The sequence below is a fragment of the Shewanella sp. LC6 genome, assembly GCF_006385735.2.
GTDB classification, from domain to species: Bacteria; Pseudomonadota; Gammaproteobacteria; order Enterobacterales; family Shewanellaceae; genus Shewanella; species Shewanella xiamenensis.
On record NZ_CP043904.1, the window covers coordinates 56,676 to 71,968 of the forward strand.

The 15,293-nt window shown below is 48.4% G+C and carries 15 protein-coding genes; 13 read left to right on the forward strand and 2 right to left on the reverse strand.

Annotated elements, in window-relative coordinates; translation table 11 throughout:
* Positions 1-8 precede the first annotated feature (8 nt).
* From FJD32_RS24650 to traN, 6 genes are all read left to right on the forward strand, one after another.
* Positions 9-326 (forward strand): hypothetical protein, encoded by a 318-nt coding sequence (locus FJD32_RS24650; RefSeq protein WP_140907189.1) that lies wholly within the window; start codon positions 9-11, stop codon positions 324-326.
* Positions 323-853 carry a S26 family signal peptidase gene (locus tag FJD32_RS24655; protein WP_140907188.1) on the forward strand — a complete coding sequence of 177 codons (531 nt, stop codon included), beginning with the start codon at positions 323-325 and terminating at the stop codon, positions 851-853. The genes FJD32_RS24650 and FJD32_RS24655 overlap by 4 nt, the downstream gene beginning before the upstream one ends.
* Positions 816-2,081: a TrbC family F-type conjugative pilus assembly protein gene (locus tag FJD32_RS24660; protein ID WP_140907187.1), complete on the forward strand. Its 1,266-nt coding sequence runs from the start codon at positions 816-818 to the stop codon at positions 2,079-2,081. The genes FJD32_RS24655 and FJD32_RS24660 overlap by 38 nt, the downstream gene beginning before the upstream one ends.
* Positions 2,078-2,749 (forward strand): EAL domain-containing protein, encoded by a 672-nt coding sequence (locus FJD32_RS24665; protein ID WP_140907186.1) that lies wholly within the window; start codon positions 2,078-2,080, stop codon positions 2,747-2,749. The genes FJD32_RS24660 and FJD32_RS24665 overlap by 4 nt, the downstream gene beginning before the upstream one ends.
* A gap of 20 nt (positions 2,750-2,769) precedes the next feature.
* Positions 2,770-3,753: a TraU family protein gene (locus FJD32_RS24670; RefSeq protein ID WP_231398180.1), complete on the forward strand. Its 984-nt coding sequence runs from the start codon at positions 2,770-2,772 to the stop codon at positions 3,751-3,753.
* Positions 3,754-3,868: 115 nt separating this feature from the next.
* Positions 3,869-6,673 carry a conjugal transfer mating pair stabilization protein TraN gene (gene traN, locus FJD32_RS24675; protein ID WP_240200052.1) on the forward strand — a complete coding sequence of 935 codons (2,805 nt, stop codon included), beginning with the start codon at positions 3,869-3,871 and terminating at the stop codon, positions 6,671-6,673.
* A 37-nt stretch (positions 6,674-6,710) separates the two neighbouring features.
* Here traN and FJD32_RS24680 read toward each other — a convergent pair whose 3' ends face one another.
* Positions 6,711-7,574, reverse strand: a complete 864-nt coding sequence (locus FJD32_RS24680; RefSeq protein WP_140907184.1) for a hypothetical protein — start codon at positions 7,572-7,574, stop codon at positions 6,711-6,713.
* A 122-nt stretch (positions 7,575-7,696) separates the two neighbouring features.
* Positions 7,697-8,338 carry a hypothetical protein gene (locus tag FJD32_RS24685; protein ID WP_140907183.1) on the reverse strand — a complete coding sequence of 214 codons (642 nt, stop codon included), beginning with the start codon at positions 8,336-8,338 and terminating at the stop codon, positions 7,697-7,699.
* A 290-nt stretch (positions 8,339-8,628) separates the two neighbouring features.
* Here FJD32_RS24685 and FJD32_RS24690 point away from each other — a divergent pair, with 290 nt between their 5' ends.
* The 7 genes from FJD32_RS24690 (at position 8,629) to FJD32_RS24720 (ending at position 15,257) form a co-directional block, all read left to right on the forward strand.
* On the forward strand, positions 8,629-8,949 hold the full coding sequence (locus tag FJD32_RS24690) for a hypothetical protein (RefSeq protein WP_140907182.1): 321 nt from the start codon (positions 8,629-8,631) through the stop codon (positions 8,947-8,949).
* Positions 8,950-9,253: 304 nt separating this feature from the next.
* On the forward strand, positions 9,254-9,439 hold the full coding sequence (locus FJD32_RS24695) for a hypothetical protein (protein WP_240200053.1): 186 nt from the start codon (positions 9,254-9,256) through the stop codon (positions 9,437-9,439).
* A 218-nt stretch (positions 9,440-9,657) separates the two neighbouring features.
* Complete coding sequence (locus FJD32_RS24700; protein WP_140907180.1) at positions 9,658-10,626, forward strand: AAA family ATPase; 969 nt, start codon at positions 9,658-9,660, stop codon at positions 10,624-10,626.
* Between the two features lie 11 nt (positions 10,627-10,637).
* On the forward strand, positions 10,638-11,543 hold the full coding sequence (locus FJD32_RS24705; protein WP_140907179.1) for a hypothetical protein: 906 nt from the start codon (positions 10,638-10,640) through the stop codon (positions 11,541-11,543).
* A 185-nt stretch (positions 11,544-11,728) separates the two neighbouring features.
* On the forward strand, positions 11,729-12,721 hold the full coding sequence (gene bet, locus FJD32_RS24710) for a phage recombination protein Bet (protein ID WP_140907178.1): 993 nt from the start codon (positions 11,729-11,731) through the stop codon (positions 12,719-12,721).
* 61 nt (positions 12,722-12,782) lie between these two features.
* Complete coding sequence (locus FJD32_RS24715) at positions 12,783-13,793, forward strand: lambda-exonuclease family protein (RefSeq protein ID WP_089140445.1); 1,011 nt, start codon at positions 12,783-12,785, stop codon at positions 13,791-13,793.
* Between the two features lie 201 nt (positions 13,794-13,994).
* Positions 13,995-15,257 carry a DUF3150 domain-containing protein gene (locus FJD32_RS24720; RefSeq protein ID WP_140907177.1) on the forward strand — a complete coding sequence of 421 codons (1,263 nt, stop codon included), beginning with the start codon at positions 13,995-13,997 and terminating at the stop codon, positions 15,255-15,257.
* Positions 15,258-15,293 lie beyond the last annotated feature (36 nt).

The window sequence follows — 15,293 nt, forward strand, 5'->3', positions numbered from 1 at the left end:
AGACATTAATGGACATTAAATCAATCGTAATCGCTGCCGTTCTTGGTGCTGCTGGAGGCGTTGGCGGTAGTTACTTCGTAATGAACGAACAAACGGCAAGTATCCATGAGCGCTTAAATCAAACTCCGCCTGTAGTCGTGGTCGATTTTGCCAAGGTTGCGTCTGCATATCCTGCTGGAGCCTCTCAAGAGGAGTTGGAGAAACTGATGGTTAATACCAATAACGCGATTTTGAAGCTGAAAGACGCAGGGTATTTGGTGCTTGATGCCAGCACTGTTGTCGGTGCGCCAAACGATTTGTATCTCCCTGAGGAGGTGCTGAAATGAGGTTTCATCTCACTAAATATTTCGTCAAAAAGGAGTCCTGGAAACGCTTCGCTATTAAGGCCGGAGTAACTCTTCTTATTTTGTGGACTGCTGGTGCAGCTTTTGCCAGTCGCTACCGAATAGGCATTGATCCACAACAAGAGAAATGCCTGCCGGGTTATACCTTCTTCCTAATTGATCTCAAAGATCAGTCATTGGAGAAAGGAGCTGTGTACGCCTTTAGTGCGAAGAACATGGAGCCTTTTTACAAGGATGGGACCCGCATGGTCAAAATCTTAACAGGGATGCCAGGCGATAAGGTGGAAATCAACGATAAATGGAAGATCACCGTCAACGGAGATGTCGTTGGAGAAGGGCTCCAGCTTGCAGGAAAACTGCATTTGCCGGAGAGCCATTTTTACGGCAAATCCACGTTGAAAGATGACAACTACTGGTTTATGGGCAAAAGCTCATTCAGTTTCGACTCACGCTATTGGGGGACTGTGAAAAATGATCAAATCATTGGCCGCGCATATCCCCTTTTCTAAGACCGTTCTAACGATATTGATGCTTTCTGTAGCTGGTGGGGGAGTCGCTCAAGAATCCCCGCTTACAGAGCTGGACAGGGAGCTTATTGAGCAAGGAAAACAGATAGCCGAAAGAGCTCAGAAGATGGAAATGCCGTCTTTGTTGCAAAACCAACACATGGACCAGGCTCAGGCCGAAGCAAAGACGTTTTTCAAGCAGCTCCAGTCTACCAACCAGACACTAAAGGAAATGCAGCTCAAGCAGGCCGAGAAAGGTATTTATACCGACCATCGGATACTGGTTTTTGCCTCACTTTCTCTTGGCGAACAGGGGCTAGATGATGTCTTAACAACAGTGTCAGGTCAGCCTGATGCTGTGGTTGTGTTCCGTGGCATTCCGGAAGGGATGAACTTGGGCCAGGGTGTAAAGGCTATTCAGGCGCTAGCGGCCAAGAAAGACCCTGTGCCGAACATTATCATCAACCCTACATTGTTCAAAACGTACAAAATCACAGCCGTCCCGACGATTGTGATGATCGAAGATGAACCGTTACCGGGAGAGCAGCCAAATGTTGTTGCCCAAGTGTCTGGTTTGTCCGATCCGGTATGGCTTGCTCGTGAAGTTGATAACGGCGAGAAGGGTGATCTTGGTGTCAGGGGGCCAGTAGAGAATATTGGTGAACCTGATCTTATTGATGTTGCCAAGAAACGCCTTGCCAACATTGACTGGGAAGATAAGAAAAAACAGGCTGCTGAGCGATTTTGGACCAAACAGAACTTCAATGAGCTGCCCAGAGCGTCTAAAGCTAGAACCAGAGAGATTGACCCAAGTGTGATGATTACCAGTGACATCAGCACTCCTGATGGCACCGTATTTGCTCATGCTGGTGATGTGATCAACCCGCTGTGCGACCCGAAAGAAGTTTGCAAGCCGGGATCTCGCCCATTCACTCAGGCTGTTGTGGTTTTCGACCCATTAGATAAAAAACAAATGGAACTGCTCGCCAAAAAACTGCCTGAAATTAAGCTGGAGCCTGGTGTGCAGAGGATCACCTACATCGCAACTTCGTTCGATAAAAACAAAGGCTGGGATTCTTACAAGAGTGTCACCGACACCTTTGATGCACCGGTATATCTACTAACTCCTGATCTGATTACTCGTTTCGAGCTGGAGCATACTCCGAGCGTGATTACATCCAGAGGCAAGATGTTCGTAGTCCGCGAGCTGGCCGAGGAGGGCGATGAATGATTTTTGTCCCGGCTTTCCAACCAATAAAAGATGTCGGCACTGGTTCGTTTGTCGCTGCTGAGGTATTGGCTCGCTGGTACGACGAAGGCCGGGTTCTTACGCCATCCAGCCTGTTGTCTCAACCTCATTGGGGGCTGGTGGACATGGAAGTGGCAAGGTTCATCCATAAAAACCTGCATCAATGCTTGGATTTATATCCGACGCTTTTTCTTAACGTTTCAGAGCACACTTTGCGCTCTGATGTCATTTTCAAAGCATGGACAAGGGTTATTCATGCCATAGCGCAAAATCACTCTGGCCGTTTTGTGATTGAGATTACAGAGGGCATTCAGGATGCGTCACTTGCATCCAGATGGGATGCGTTGATCGAAACTGGAGTTGAATTAGCCCTTGATGATTATGGAGATAAATACTCATCTATGGAGCGTTTGAGTGGTTATCCCTGGCGTTACTGTAAGTTTGACGCGAGAAGACTTCGCTCTCTCGAAGATTATCCAGCTATTGTCCATTGCCGAAAGAAAGGTATTCAGTTAATTGCTGAACAGGTAGAAACCTTTCCTTTAGGAGAGAGCGCCAAATTACTTGGATTGTCATGGCAGCAAGGTTTCTTTCATGGAAAGCCTGCTGTAATGGATAAACATTTTAATAACGTAAAGGCCTTACCATGATAAAAAAAATACTACGAATCATGACCGTAAGCGCGGTCTTTTGGGTTAACTCTGTGTCGGCTGACCCTGGGTGCCAGAATGCAGAAGTTATCGGCGGTAAGCTGATCACAGACATTTGCTGGAGCTGTATTTTCCCCATCAAAGTAGCTGGGGTTCCTATAAGTGGAGGTGGAGGCTCGTTCCCAAGTGAGGCCGTTAGCAACCCTCTGTGCATGTGCGAGGATAATCTCGGAGTTCCTCGGCCAGGTGTTACCACATCAATGTGGGAGCCAGCCCGGCTCGTTGAGTTTCAGAGAGTGCCAGGATGCTCATCTGTCTTGAATGGTGTCAGGTTCCCGTTTGATAGGACTAACCAAGGACACCACGGCATGGGCGACATGGATGGTGGTGATGGTTCTTTTATGCACTATCACTACTATGCGTTTCCTTTGTTAGTGATGCTCGATTTGTTCATTAAGCAAACCTGTAATGCTGATGGGTATATGGATCTAGACATCATGTACATGTCTGAGCTTGACCCTACTTGGAACAATGACGAGCTCGCCTTTTTCACCAACCCAGAAGCTGCGGCAGTGGCAAACCCAATTGCGGCGGCTGCCTGTACAGCGGATGCTATCTCATCAACCGCAGGAAAGCCTTTAAAACAACTTTTCTGGTGTGCAGGATCATGGGGCACTTTGTATCCGTTTAGTGGAAATCAGAACGGTGGGAAAGGTGTTATCCGTGATAGCAGTCTTCTTAGTACCAGAGTTTTGGCCGCATTGCATCGCCGTGGTCTGGCATGGAAAACAATGGGGTCAGAGGCAATGTGCAGAGGTGTTATCAGTCCAACTCTTCCCAAAACGCAGTACAAATTCACGCTATTACATCCGGTTCCAGAGACCAATTCATCTCACGTCATCGGTGAATCCACTCTTACCTGGGGGCTGGCGCGTACTATACCGGCAATTGGACAAGACCCTATCTACACCATCTGGCGATGGAATGATTGCTGCAACAATTAATCAGTATCAAATGAATCTGAATGGGCGCTTTCGATTATGCCCCAAAAGGGCCACTACACGTACAGGTGGCCCTTCTCTTCTCAGATAGCATGGGAAGGTTAAAATGGAGAACACAATGCGAAGTCATAATTACTTTATGAGAGCTGTGGCCTCGCTGTTGACAGTAACCATGTCTGCGCTGCCGATACATACCTATGCTAACGGTAGCCAAGACCAGGACATCACAGCGGTAGGTAAAGAGGCCCAAGCTTTCGGACAAAACCTCTCAAACTCATTCAAGTCGAGCTCTGGGACTGTGCAAAATGGCACAATCTCTATGCCGACGTTGAAAGATGGTCAGTTCCAAATGAATGGTGGGAGCCAGATTAATGTCAATGATCTGTTCCCAGGAACAAGCGGTACTAACAATAAACCGGACAGTTATTATTTCCCTGATGCCAACAAACCTGACGTTGGAGGCCTGCAAGGCATTTACGAGTCAGGCGATGACATGGACAGCGTGGGCAATAACGCCAAGGGGTCACTCTGGAGTGATGCCAATAGTACAAACCCATCAATCTCAGGTGCTGCATATAAGGTTCTTCTCGATGCCTCTAATCGTTCACGCCCTGATTTTAGTAATGACCCGGTACTGAACCTTAGCAAAAAGACCTATGAGGACATGGACCTCATAGCCGATGGCTTTGGAGATTGTTCTGCCGAAACAACTATCAACCAAAACACTATCAACGCACATATTCCTGAGTATGAGCGATGCCAGAGAGTTGTGGACCAAAGCGCCGATTGCGAAGTTGTTCATGACTACGACGCTTCTGTAGTGAAGCACCATGACGGCCCATACAACCTCAAATCTTGTGGTGAAGGATGTACAGAACTCTGGATTGGTAAGGTAGGGAACAACTACTGGGAAGGGAATTGTAAAATATTTGAAGAACAGACCAGCGTTCAAGTAAGTAACCCTGAGGCAATAATTTCTGCGACCTTAGAATATGTTAAGTGGGATGACTATATTAAGGTACTGGTAGGAGAGCCTGGTAAAGAAGTACAAGTGTGGAATGGGCCGAATGATAACTTCCCCCCTGAAACAGGTGGAAAATGTGAGCTCAAAACTGAATGGGAAAGCACACCAAATGTAGACGTAACGAACATATTCAAAAGACAAAATCGTAACGGAATTGTCAATTTCAAAATACGAGTTTCCGTTGGTGGTGCTGGTGAAGGCTATGGACGCATTAAACTCCGTTATGACCCATCGAAAGCTATTACCAAGGATGAGTGGGCTCCGCAGAGTTGCATGGATTCAGCGAAAGGTCTTGCTGATGGTTTTGCGGAAGGTGAAATCACATGTATAGAAGATCCGACTGATACTACCGGCTGCACAGTTATCAACGGCATCAAAATTTGTGAATCACAACTCAAAACTTCACCTTTGCCAGGTATTCCAAAGTTATGCAAAAAGGTTCGAGTTAAAGCCGACTATGACTTCTACAAGGGGCAAATGGACTGCTGGACTGACCCTCAAGGTGAGACACACTGCCCTGTAAACACGGGTGGCAACCTTGATAGTTGTCTAAAGTTCGAAGCAAACCCACAGTGCGGCTTTATCAGTTCCAAATGTGTTGATGGAGCAAAAGGGAGTTCTGGCACCTGCTATGTCCACGAAGATACCTATGACTGCGGTACTGATGTTGCTGTTCCTACCTTAGAAAAGGAAACCGAGTATCAATGTGCTGGGCCTATACGTTGTATGGGGGACGACTGTCTTGACTTGACAAAAACACAAAGTACAGATTTCGCTCGTGCTACCGCATTGCTTAATGCGGCCCAGTTTATGACTCAGGATATGAGCTGCACAGGCCAAGACGGTGATGACAATCCAACCGGGGATGAAAACGTTATTTGTTCAGCTTTTGCTGGAGAGGCTGGCGAGTGCAAAATAGCTGTTGGGGGGGTATCAGATTGCTGTGAAAAGCCAACGAATATATCTCTTGCCGATTACTTGAATCTAATAATGGCTGTTCCAAAACTAGACGGGGCAGTTATGGGGATGACTGATGGCAATGCTCTTAAAGGTGCTTATCAAGTTCTGCGCGATCCAGCCTTAGAAGGGTGGACAGAGGTAACAAAACCTTTCACCAGCTATATTGAGAACATATCTGGTTCAGTTGATTCATTTTTTCAACCAGTAGAGCAATTTGTTGACGAGCTAATTGACCAGTTAAAAGAACAAGTAAAAGAAGTCATGATGGATGTCATGAAAAGTGCGGGGCAAGATGCAGCAACGGAGCAAGCGGCTGCTGCGGCCTCTGAGCAAGCAGCAGAGGCTATGATGGAGTCTGCGGCAACATGGCTAAGTACAGCAATGACAATTTATACCGTTTATGTTGTTGCTATGGTCATGATCCAGATGATTTATGCTTGTGAGGAAGATGAGTTCACCATGAACGCCAAAAGAGCGCTAAAAAACTGCGCTTACGTTGGTTCTTACTGTAAATCTGAGGTATTGGGCGCTTGTATTGAAAAGAGAGAAGCTTACTGCTGCTTCAACTCTCCTTTATCTCGGATTATACAGGAGCAAGTTCGACCACAATTGGGTCAAAACTTTGGGGACCCGAAAAACCCTCAGTGTGAAGGTATTCCACTAGATAAAATTGCCGAAATTGATTGGAGTAAGATAAATCTTGATGAGTGGCTCGGGATATTGCAGCAGAATGGTAAATTCCCAGATCCAAACGCAATCAACCTCGATTCGCTGACAGGCGCAGGAAACGACTTTAATATTGACGGTACGCGAAAGAATGCGCAGGAAAGGGCGCTAGAGCGTTTAGAGGGGATTGATGTTGATGCTAAGCGTAAAGAGGCAACAAATAGTATAGCCCCTCAAACTGGAGCGCCGATAAATGGCGGAGGAGGGGGATAAAAAAAAGGGGCCTAGGCCCCTTTTTTATGTCGATTGATTACGCTTCCGGGTAAACAAATAGTTCTGCTTTTCCCTGTTCAAGGAGGTAAGGGAATGCAACTTTTTCTCCATTCTCCAGCTCCACTGATTTCGGAGCAAGATAAAGGTAGGTCCAAGCTGGTAGCTGCTTGCTGATAGCTGCATAGATCGCTTGTTGAGGGGCGTGGCTGGAGGTTCCATTACTGACATTCACAAAGTTGTACGCGGTCTCATGACCTGATGTAAACGCATAAGCCGAACCTTGGACACTAGAGACAAAATCAGGAGCTACACCGATGCGAGGCTCCACGAGCTTCACCTTGACTGAGCACATGTCAGCCGCTTTGCTTTCTCCGTTTACCCACGTCGGGCAACCCCATTCGTTTTTGTAGAACTGATAGGTGAGGCGTCCATCTTTGTCATACAGAAGCGTGAAATCTGCACCCAAGTCGGTCAGCGCTGACTCGATGGAAACTTTCACATGTGAAAGAAATTTGGCTTGAGCATCTACCGGTGAATCTGCTTCTTTTGCTGGCATCCATGCAACCAAGCTGTTACGGGCACCATGCTGTTTAGGGCCAATAGCCCAATTCGCAAGGTTCACTAAGCCACCCTGCCAGTTTGTCATTCCAAGCTGAGGTGAGGTGTAACCAGATAGCACGTAAGCTGCACCAAACGTCTTTGTGTCAGTAAGACGCTCCAGCTTATCACGAGGAACAGAAGCGTCCTGGATGCCTGTGACCAGACCTCCAGCCTCTGCAACGTTGTAGGCGCGACTGTGGTTGGCTTTATAAGCTGAGGGTTCGTAGTTGCTGCTGGTAGATGCACAGCCAGACAGAGTTGCTACAGCCAAAGCTACGGTGGTGATTAATGTTTTGTTCATGTTGTTCTCCGTTTTTGCCTGAGTTGAATCTGATTTACTTCGATAATATCACGGCATCATAAAATGCAACCATAAAAGACAAAAAAAAGCCCCTCAGGTGAGGGGCAAAGGTTTGGGCTGGGTTATGCTGCTTTCGTTTTTTCGGCTTCATCTGCGATTTCTTTGTCGCCAGTTTCAGATTCAGGAGCGGCTTGTGCCACTTCACCTTCTTTACCTTTGGAGTGTGCTGAAATGCGAGCTCGTTTCTCGATACCGATGATGCGCCCTGCCAATTTGATGAGGCGCTGCTGCCACTGATAGGTCGCGTCAGTGCGCTGCTTACTGGTCAGAACGGTGTTTAACCAGAGTGTGTCAACGATCCCCATCAGTTTGTCAAGCTTACGGATCAGATGCGCGAACTGGGCTACTTGGGGAGAGTTAATCTCGATAGTGTATTCGTTCGGGTTGGTATAGCCAGGCATCATGTCGATGCCGTTATCTTCCATCAGCTTGTTGAGCTGGGCTGTGGCTTTGTCCAGATCTTCGGAGACCTTGGAGATTTGTTCCAGGATGACGGTTTCAACCTGGTCGATTTCATCCTGCTCACCGATGATACGAAGGATAACGTCGATGGAGAACAGAGAGTTGGAAACTCGCTCAAAGCTGCGCTCCATGACTCGCTGAGCCTGGAGGCTATTCACTTTCAATGATTGTTTGAAAATAGGGCGAGAGTAGTGGTTGCTACGGTCGCTGTTTGTGTCCATTGCTGCTTGTGCTTCTGCCATTAGATACTCCTAGATTTGAGATACAGATAAACGCACTGGAAAGGATAAATGCGGTCAATCTGTAACCTGACATCCCGAAGTGCCCAAAATGGACAGTTACAGCGTTTTCTCTTGAGCAAAGGTGAGCTATATTTGAACCATCTTAGTCGCCCTGCGGCTATAGGTGAGATAGCTGGTCTCCAAAAACAAACAGCATCTAGCTTTATGCCGTATGGCATTACTTAACCCCAAACCGGGGGCTTCTCCCGGTTTCCGGGTGTTGCCCCTGATTATTCTATAGGAGCAACACCATGCACATAATCACTTTCATTGTAGTTCTGCTTGCATCTCTGGGCGCACTGTACGTTGGCGCGAAGGTATTTGCATTTTCCTTCATCGCTCTCGCTAAAGTGTTCCAGCGTATCGGTTTGTTCCTTTGGAACAAATTCGCAGTCCCTGCAATGCGGTCTGTACAGGCCGTCATAAAGGAACGTGCTACTAAGGCTGAGCAAGCCAAAGTAGCCGTTGAGCCTGAGGTAACTCAAGTTCAAGAAGCCGCTAAACAAGAACCTGATTGGGATTATCTCGAAATCCCTACTTACCTTCGTAAGGGTAAGGAGCTTGTTTGGTAATTGTTGTCGCTGAGTAATCTTCGACACTTTCAAACCCATCGGGGCAATCATACCCCGACGGGGATGTTGCCCCTTTTTTGCTTAGGAGCAACATCATGGAAATCGCTATCATCGCTTTGTGTATCCCTACTGGTTGGGCAATCTCTCGTCCTTTCGTGAGAATTGCTGAATCGTTTGGCTACTGCTGATAGTCAACGAAAATAGAGGGGGTTCCCCCTCTATTTCTGGTCAAGCCTCTGTGGCTTGTCCTCAAAGTTTTCTGGTTTCAGTTTGCTTTGACGACAAGCTACAGGGGGAATGTCGAATGCAACAGAAACTTCATGTTTACGACGATCACGCAGGCATCATCTATCTAGCTGATGGACGCGAGGTGAAATTTGATCCGAAACTGTATTCCAGCGCCTACCTGGCGCACAGCGAAGCAGTGAAATGGGCCAAAGAAACTGGGGTCATTGGTCAAGATGACGATGTGGTGATGTTCGTCCATTGAGGGAGTAGCCTCCAGGAGAGGCTACTCTTCTCGCTCAAAGAAGTCTTCTTACTCATGGTAAAGCCATCAGTAAGCAGATTTTGTTCTCTTCGGAGGGCGAAAACGTGCGATAGCTGGTCGCCAAAAACAAACAGCAAATTAACGTTAATTTACTAGCCCAACCGGGCGCATCCTCCCGGTTCGGGACGTGGTGCGCCTGTCAATTTAGGAGCGCATCTATGTCTCAATATACTCAATTCTCAGTAAGCAAGGTTTTCGGTATGCCTAGCATTCCGGAGAAGGTAACTGCCATCGGCTATGCTGACGGCTCGCATCCTTTTATCCCTGCCACTGATAGCAACTACGTTTTCCGCAAAGAGTTTCTGCGAGAGGTTTTGGCCTATCTCAAAGAACCTGGCGGTGACGCACTGTTCGTAACCGGCCCTACCGGGTCAGGTAAAACCTCTGGTATTACCGAGATCGCTGGTCGTCTCAACTGGCCTGTTCAGCAAATCACTGCCCACGGGCGGATGGAGCTGACAGATCTGATTGGACATCACGCTCTGGTCGCGGAAAAACCAGGTCAACCACCTGTCATGAAGTTCATGTATGGACCTCTGGCAGTTGCTATGCGTGAAGGTCATCTACTCCTCATCAACGAGGTGGATTTGGCCGACCCTGCCGAGCTGGCTGGTCTCAACGATGTCCTTGAAGGGCGTCCTCTTGTGATTGCTCAGAATGGTGGCGAAATCATCAAACCACACCCAATGTTTCGTGTGGTCGTTACTGGTAACTCTACAGGTTCCGGTGATGCTTCTGGTTTGTACCAGGGGGTGATGATGCAGAACCTCGCAGCTATGGATCGCTATCGTTTCACCAAAGTAGGGTATGCGGATGAAGAAGCTGAACTCAGCATTCTTGGCCGTGTTACTCCGAAACTTCCGGAAAATGTACGGAAGGGAATGGTTCGGATTGCTAATCAGGTCCGCAAACTGTTTCTTGGTGAGAATGGTGAAGATGGTCAGCTCAGCATCACCATGTCCACCCGGACGTTGGTGCGTTGGGCGAAACTGTCTCTTGCGTTCCGAGGTGCCCCAAATGCTCTTGAATACGCCCTGGATCAAGCTTTGCTTATCCGAGCGGCCAAAGAAGAGCGTGAAGCCATCCTGCGTGTTGCGAAGGATGTGTTTGGGGACCAATGGCGCTAAGGGGGGGACGCATGAAAAAAAATCACTGTTTGTGCCGTCGTTACGCATTCAAAGATGCGTTAACGTTGGAAACATTCGAGGTATTTATTGGCTACAAAGCTCTCCGGGAGCCCAGCTCCTCGGAGCCAGGTCAATTCACGATGGTTAAGATAAACCGAACCGTCACTGATGGGAAAGCTGAAAACTGGTCTGAGACAAAGCTCGAAGGACCTTTTGAAGCCAACGGCCCAGACACGATCCCAATGTCCTACAAGGACAAAGAAAGCCAGTATGTGTCACAGTTTCTCAGCCAGGGGTACACCTTTCTGGATGAGGTGCTGATAAACGCAGAGACACAGACTGTGCTGGAAGGGGAAAATGTTTCAGCCGAACAAACAACCAGATTAGGATCTCTAAACTGGCTGTTGTCTCCGCCTTCTGAGTTACCTCCTGGCGACATAAACCTCTTCAAAGGTTTTGTAGCAGGGATATTTGCCAAAGGAGCCAGTTTAATCGGCTTTGAGGTTGCTCGGAATGAAGGCTCTAACGACTTGCTGCCCTGCGTGCTAATGCGTACAGACAGCGGTTATGAGCTTGGGGTGAGCACTTGTCTTGGCGAGAACACAATCCATCCAGCAACGCTGGAAGGCGCTGGTGAACTCCGTCCTGAACATGGTCACAAACCCCTGCTGATGTTGGTTTACCTACAACAGCGTTTCGCGGATGACTTTTCAAACGTAGAGAAGCCGCTGGTGGCATTCTGTGATGAACAGGGTGATACCTTCGACTACGAGCGTTTTGATTCACTAAAAACCCTCATTGAACGGTTTGGTTTCAGCTACGACGAAGTAAGAGTAGATGCGGAAAGGCTTGGCCTTGTATCTGAGCTGATTCGCCTGGCAGAGATCGACGCCGAACAAGAGGATCACTTTTTTTAACCCTTACGGGGGCTTGCTCCCCGAAAGGGGCGTTGGCATAACTTTATGTGAACTGCCGTTCGACAGTATGCACTACTTGGCTGGCGGGTAACTCCGCCAACTCTTACTAAACCCCACGGGGGCACCAATGCCCCTAGGGGGTCATGGTGTCCTCTCAACGTTCATTCGTGAATTGGAGAAACACCATGTCTGATAACAAATCTCTTGTAACCCGTATCGCGAGCCGGTTTGGCGTGGACACCCGAAAGTTCTATGAAACTTTGAAGGCGACCGCATTCAAGCAGCGAGATGGAAGTGCCCCGACCGATGAGCAGATGATGACGCTCCTGATCGTGGCCGAACAGTACGGCTTGAACCCTTTCACTCGGGAAATCTATGCGTTTCCTGATAAACAAAACGGGATCATTCCGGTAGTAGGTGTTGACGGCTGGAGCCGCATCATCAACGAGCATCCCCAGTATGATGGCGTTGAGTTCGTGTATTCGGACAAGATGATCAGAATGCAAGGGGCGAAAGTTGAATGCCCTGAGTGGATTGAATGCGTGATTTACCGTAAGGACAGATCTCGCCCTATCCGCATCAAGGAGTTCATTGATGAGGTGTACCGTGAACCGTTCCAGGGTCAAGGCCGCAATGGTGCTTACACTATTGATGGCCCCTGGCAAACGCACACCAAGCGTCAACTCCGGCACAAGTCGCTGATCCAGTGTTCTCGTGTCGCATTTGGTTTCTCTGGTATTTATGACCAGGATGAAGCTGAACGCATCCGTGAAATGGAGCAGGCCTCGGCCATTAACCCGGCTATTGCCAACCTCCCTTCACCGACGCAAGTTCATAGCCAAGAGCCTTTGGCTATCGAGCATAAAGAGCTTGATCCGATCCTGACCAAACTCGCAAATCGCGCTATTGCTGAAAAAGCATGGTCTGCGGCGCATGAGTATGTGAAGGGACGGTATGAAGGTTCGGAATTGCAATATGCGACCCAATTTCTTCGTGAGAAGGAATTGGATCAAATGGAGCAACCGACGCCTGACTACCAGGAAACGCATGAGCAAGAGCCCATCATCGCTGGTGACTCAGCTAATGCAAAGCCTGGTGCCGATGACGTGCCGCCTTTGAGTGACGAGGACATGATCCCCGTAGCAGAAGAGGAGGGTGCAGAAGGTCATTACTACTAACCCCAACGGGGGGACTCCCCCGTTGGGGGAGATCTCCCTCCTTACCACTGGAGAGAGGTCCATGAAAATAGTCAACCTATCGCAACGCGAGGAAGATTGGCTTGATTGGCGGCGTCAAGGTGTAACAGCAACTGACGCCGCTATTCTGCTCAACCGGTCTCCCTACAAAACACGATGGAGACTGTGGGCTGAGAAGACTGGGTATGCGCGTGAAGTCGATCTGAGTCTTAATCCGCTGGTTCGCCGGGGGATAGAAAACGAAGATGCCGCAAGACGTGCTTTTGAGGAGAAGTATGATGACATGCTCCTCCCTGCCTGTGTTCAATCGGTTCAATACCCGCTCATGAGGGCTTCACTGGATGGCCTGAGAGATAACGGGGAACCCGTCGAGCTAAAAAGCCCGAGTGCTACTGTATGGGAAGATGTTTGTGCTGAGAAAGCAAACAGCAAGGCATACCAGCTTTATTACCCGCAGGTGCAACACCAGCTCCTAGTTACGGGTGCTAAGCAAGGTTGGTTAGTCTTCTACTTTGAAGGACAGATAAAGGAGTTTCCAATACTCCGAGATGAAGCCATGATTAAAGAAATCTTGGCTGAGGCTAAAAAGTTCTGGCAACAGGTAGTAGATAAGAAGGAACCTGATAAAGATCCAGAGAGAGACCTATACATACCGCAAGGTGGAGAGGTTAATTGTTGGATTGCTGCTGCTGAGGAATACCGCCTCTATGATGCTGAGATTCAGGAGCTTAAACAGCGACTGACTGAGCTTCAAGAAAGGCAAAAACCTCATCTCGAAACCATGAAGTCCCTCATGGGGGAATACTTCCATGCCGACTACTGCGGCGTGATGGTGACGAGATACAAAGCGGCTGGTCGGGTAGACTACAAAAAACTGCTTGCTGACAAAGCATCAGGTGTTAAGCCTGAGGATATTGACCAGTACAGAGAGAAGTCATCCGAACGGTGCCGTGTAACGGTTACAGGTTCGGTGAAACCACGGTACATTGTTGATGAGGACGTACTAGCTCCTCTTGATGATCTGCCGGAAGAAGTAGTTACATGCTACTGGTAAGTGGGGGGAATTTCCCCCGCTTTCCCTTGGAGATTTTGAGAGTCTCCAACGGAAAGCAAGATTTTGTCCTCTCTGAGGGCGAAAATGCGCGATAGCTGGTCGCCAAAAATAAACAGCAAATTAACGTTAATTTACTAGCCCAACCGGGCGCATCCGCCCGGTTCGGGACGTGGTGCGCCCCCAAACTATTTGGAGTGCATCATGAATAAAGTGAACCATCTACAAAGCCTCTGTGTTATCCACGTTGACTTTGACATTTGGAGTGGACAAACCCGTTTGTCTGCATCTGATCTCAAGCTGGGCGAGGGTGGTGAAATTCCACCTGAGAAAGTAGCTCAACTGGGTAGCAAGAAGATATGTGATCCGGCGAAGCTGAAAGGCTTTCACCGTCTGAAAACAGAAACCCGTCGTCTCCTGCTGAAATTCGGTATGCCGTTCATGAACGGATTTGCCGTCCCCGTCAGTAAGACCGATGAAATCTGTAACAAACTGAACGACATCAACTTTCAGTTCAACCAACTGAAACAGGATTTCATCAACGGTTACAACAAAGCCGTGGATGAATGGTGTCTGGAAAACCCTGAGTACGAACGAGCTATCCGTGCTGGTTCCCTTCCAAAGGAAACGGTCGAGGAGCGGATTGGCTTTGAGTACCAAGTGTTCATGATCCAGCCTGTGAACGAAGATGAGGCCAACGCCAAACGCCTTAACCGCAAGGTTGAACGTCTGGGTGACGATCTCATCTCCGAAGTGGTTCAGGAAGCGAATAAGTTCTATATGGAACGTTTGGCCGGTAGAGATCAATGTGCGGTCACTACTCGGCAGACACTCCGAAACATCCGCGACAAGGTGGATGGACTTAGCTTCCTAAACAGCGCTTTTAACCCTCTGGTCAAGCTGCTCGACCAAACCCTTCGGGGATACGAGCAACATGCCGATGGCCGCAACATCGTTGCGCCTTTCTTTTATCAGGTCGTGGCCGCAGTGCTGATCATGAGCGAGAGAGACCGCATCGAGCAGTATGCCAACGGCTCGATTACTATAGAGAGTATGGCTAATGACATTGGCGGTTCGGAAGCCCATATGGGGGACCGTTCTAAAGATGAAAAAGCCGAACAGAAAAGTGATAAAGCCTGTGAGCTTCCCCTTGCACCTGAGGGGAGCGAAACTAAGCCGCAACAGTTAGGTGGTACTGACTCTGTTCAATCTGAACAGACTAACAACAGTGGTAACACTGTTGACCTGGATGAAGACATCGATAACTTCTTCAAGAATTTTGCAGAACGAGGCGAGGTGGAATCGGAAGATGAATCCAATGCCGGTGATACAGTTCAAGAAGAGCGCGTTGATGTCGAGGACGAACCTGTTTTACCTGAGGAAACTCTGGTAGAGCAAGAGCCTATCCATGAGGAGCCTCTCAACCAAGAGCCGCCTAAAACTGACGATGATGACTTGTTCTTTTAATAGTCACTTCAACTAAACCGACCCGGAGGGGATAGC

Bases quoted from the DNA above. Each gene is read 5' to 3' on its own strand.
- FJD32_RS24650 (WP_140907189.1), top strand. From the start codon at position 9: ATGGACATTAAATCAATCGTAATCGCTGCCGTTCTTGGTGCTGCTGGA.
- FJD32_RS24655 (WP_140907188.1), top strand. From the start codon at position 323: ATGAGGTTTCATCTCACTAAATATTTCGTCAAAAAGGAGTCCTGGAAA.
- FJD32_RS24660 (WP_140907187.1), top strand. From the start codon at position 816: ATGATCAAATCATTGGCCGCGCATATCCCCTTTTCTAAGACCGTTCTA.
- FJD32_RS24665 (WP_140907186.1), top strand. From the start codon at position 2,078: ATGATTTTTGTCCCGGCTTTCCAACCAATAAAAGATGTCGGCACTGGT.
- FJD32_RS24670 (WP_231398180.1), top strand. From the start codon at position 2,770: ATGACCGTAAGCGCGGTCTTTTGGGTTAACTCTGTGTCGGCTGACCCT.
- traN (WP_240200052.1), top strand. From the start codon at position 3,869: ATGCGAAGTCATAATTACTTTATGAGAGCTGTGGCCTCGCTGTTGACA.
- FJD32_RS24680 (WP_140907184.1), bottom strand. From the start codon at position 7,574: ATGAACAAAACATTAATCACCACCGTAGCTTTGGCTGTAGCAACTCTG.
- FJD32_RS24685 (WP_140907183.1), bottom strand. From the start codon at position 8,338: ATGGCAGAAGCACAAGCAGCAATGGACACAAACAGCGACCGTAGCAAC.
- FJD32_RS24690 (WP_140907182.1), top strand. From the start codon at position 8,629: ATGCACATAATCACTTTCATTGTAGTTCTGCTTGCATCTCTGGGCGCA.
- FJD32_RS24695 (WP_240200053.1), top strand. From the start codon at position 9,254: ATGCAACAGAAACTTCATGTTTACGACGATCACGCAGGCATCATCTAT.
- FJD32_RS24700 (WP_140907180.1), top strand. From the start codon at position 9,658: ATGTCTCAATATACTCAATTCTCAGTAAGCAAGGTTTTCGGTATGCCT.
- FJD32_RS24705 (WP_140907179.1), top strand. From the start codon at position 10,638: ATGAAAAAAAATCACTGTTTGTGCCGTCGTTACGCATTCAAAGATGCG.
- bet (WP_140907178.1), top strand. From the start codon at position 11,729: ATGTCTGATAACAAATCTCTTGTAACCCGTATCGCGAGCCGGTTTGGC.
- FJD32_RS24715 (WP_089140445.1), top strand. From the start codon at position 12,783: ATGAAAATAGTCAACCTATCGCAACGCGAGGAAGATTGGCTTGATTGG.
- FJD32_RS24720 (WP_140907177.1), top strand. From the start codon at position 13,995: ATGAATAAAGTGAACCATCTACAAAGCCTCTGTGTTATCCACGTTGAC.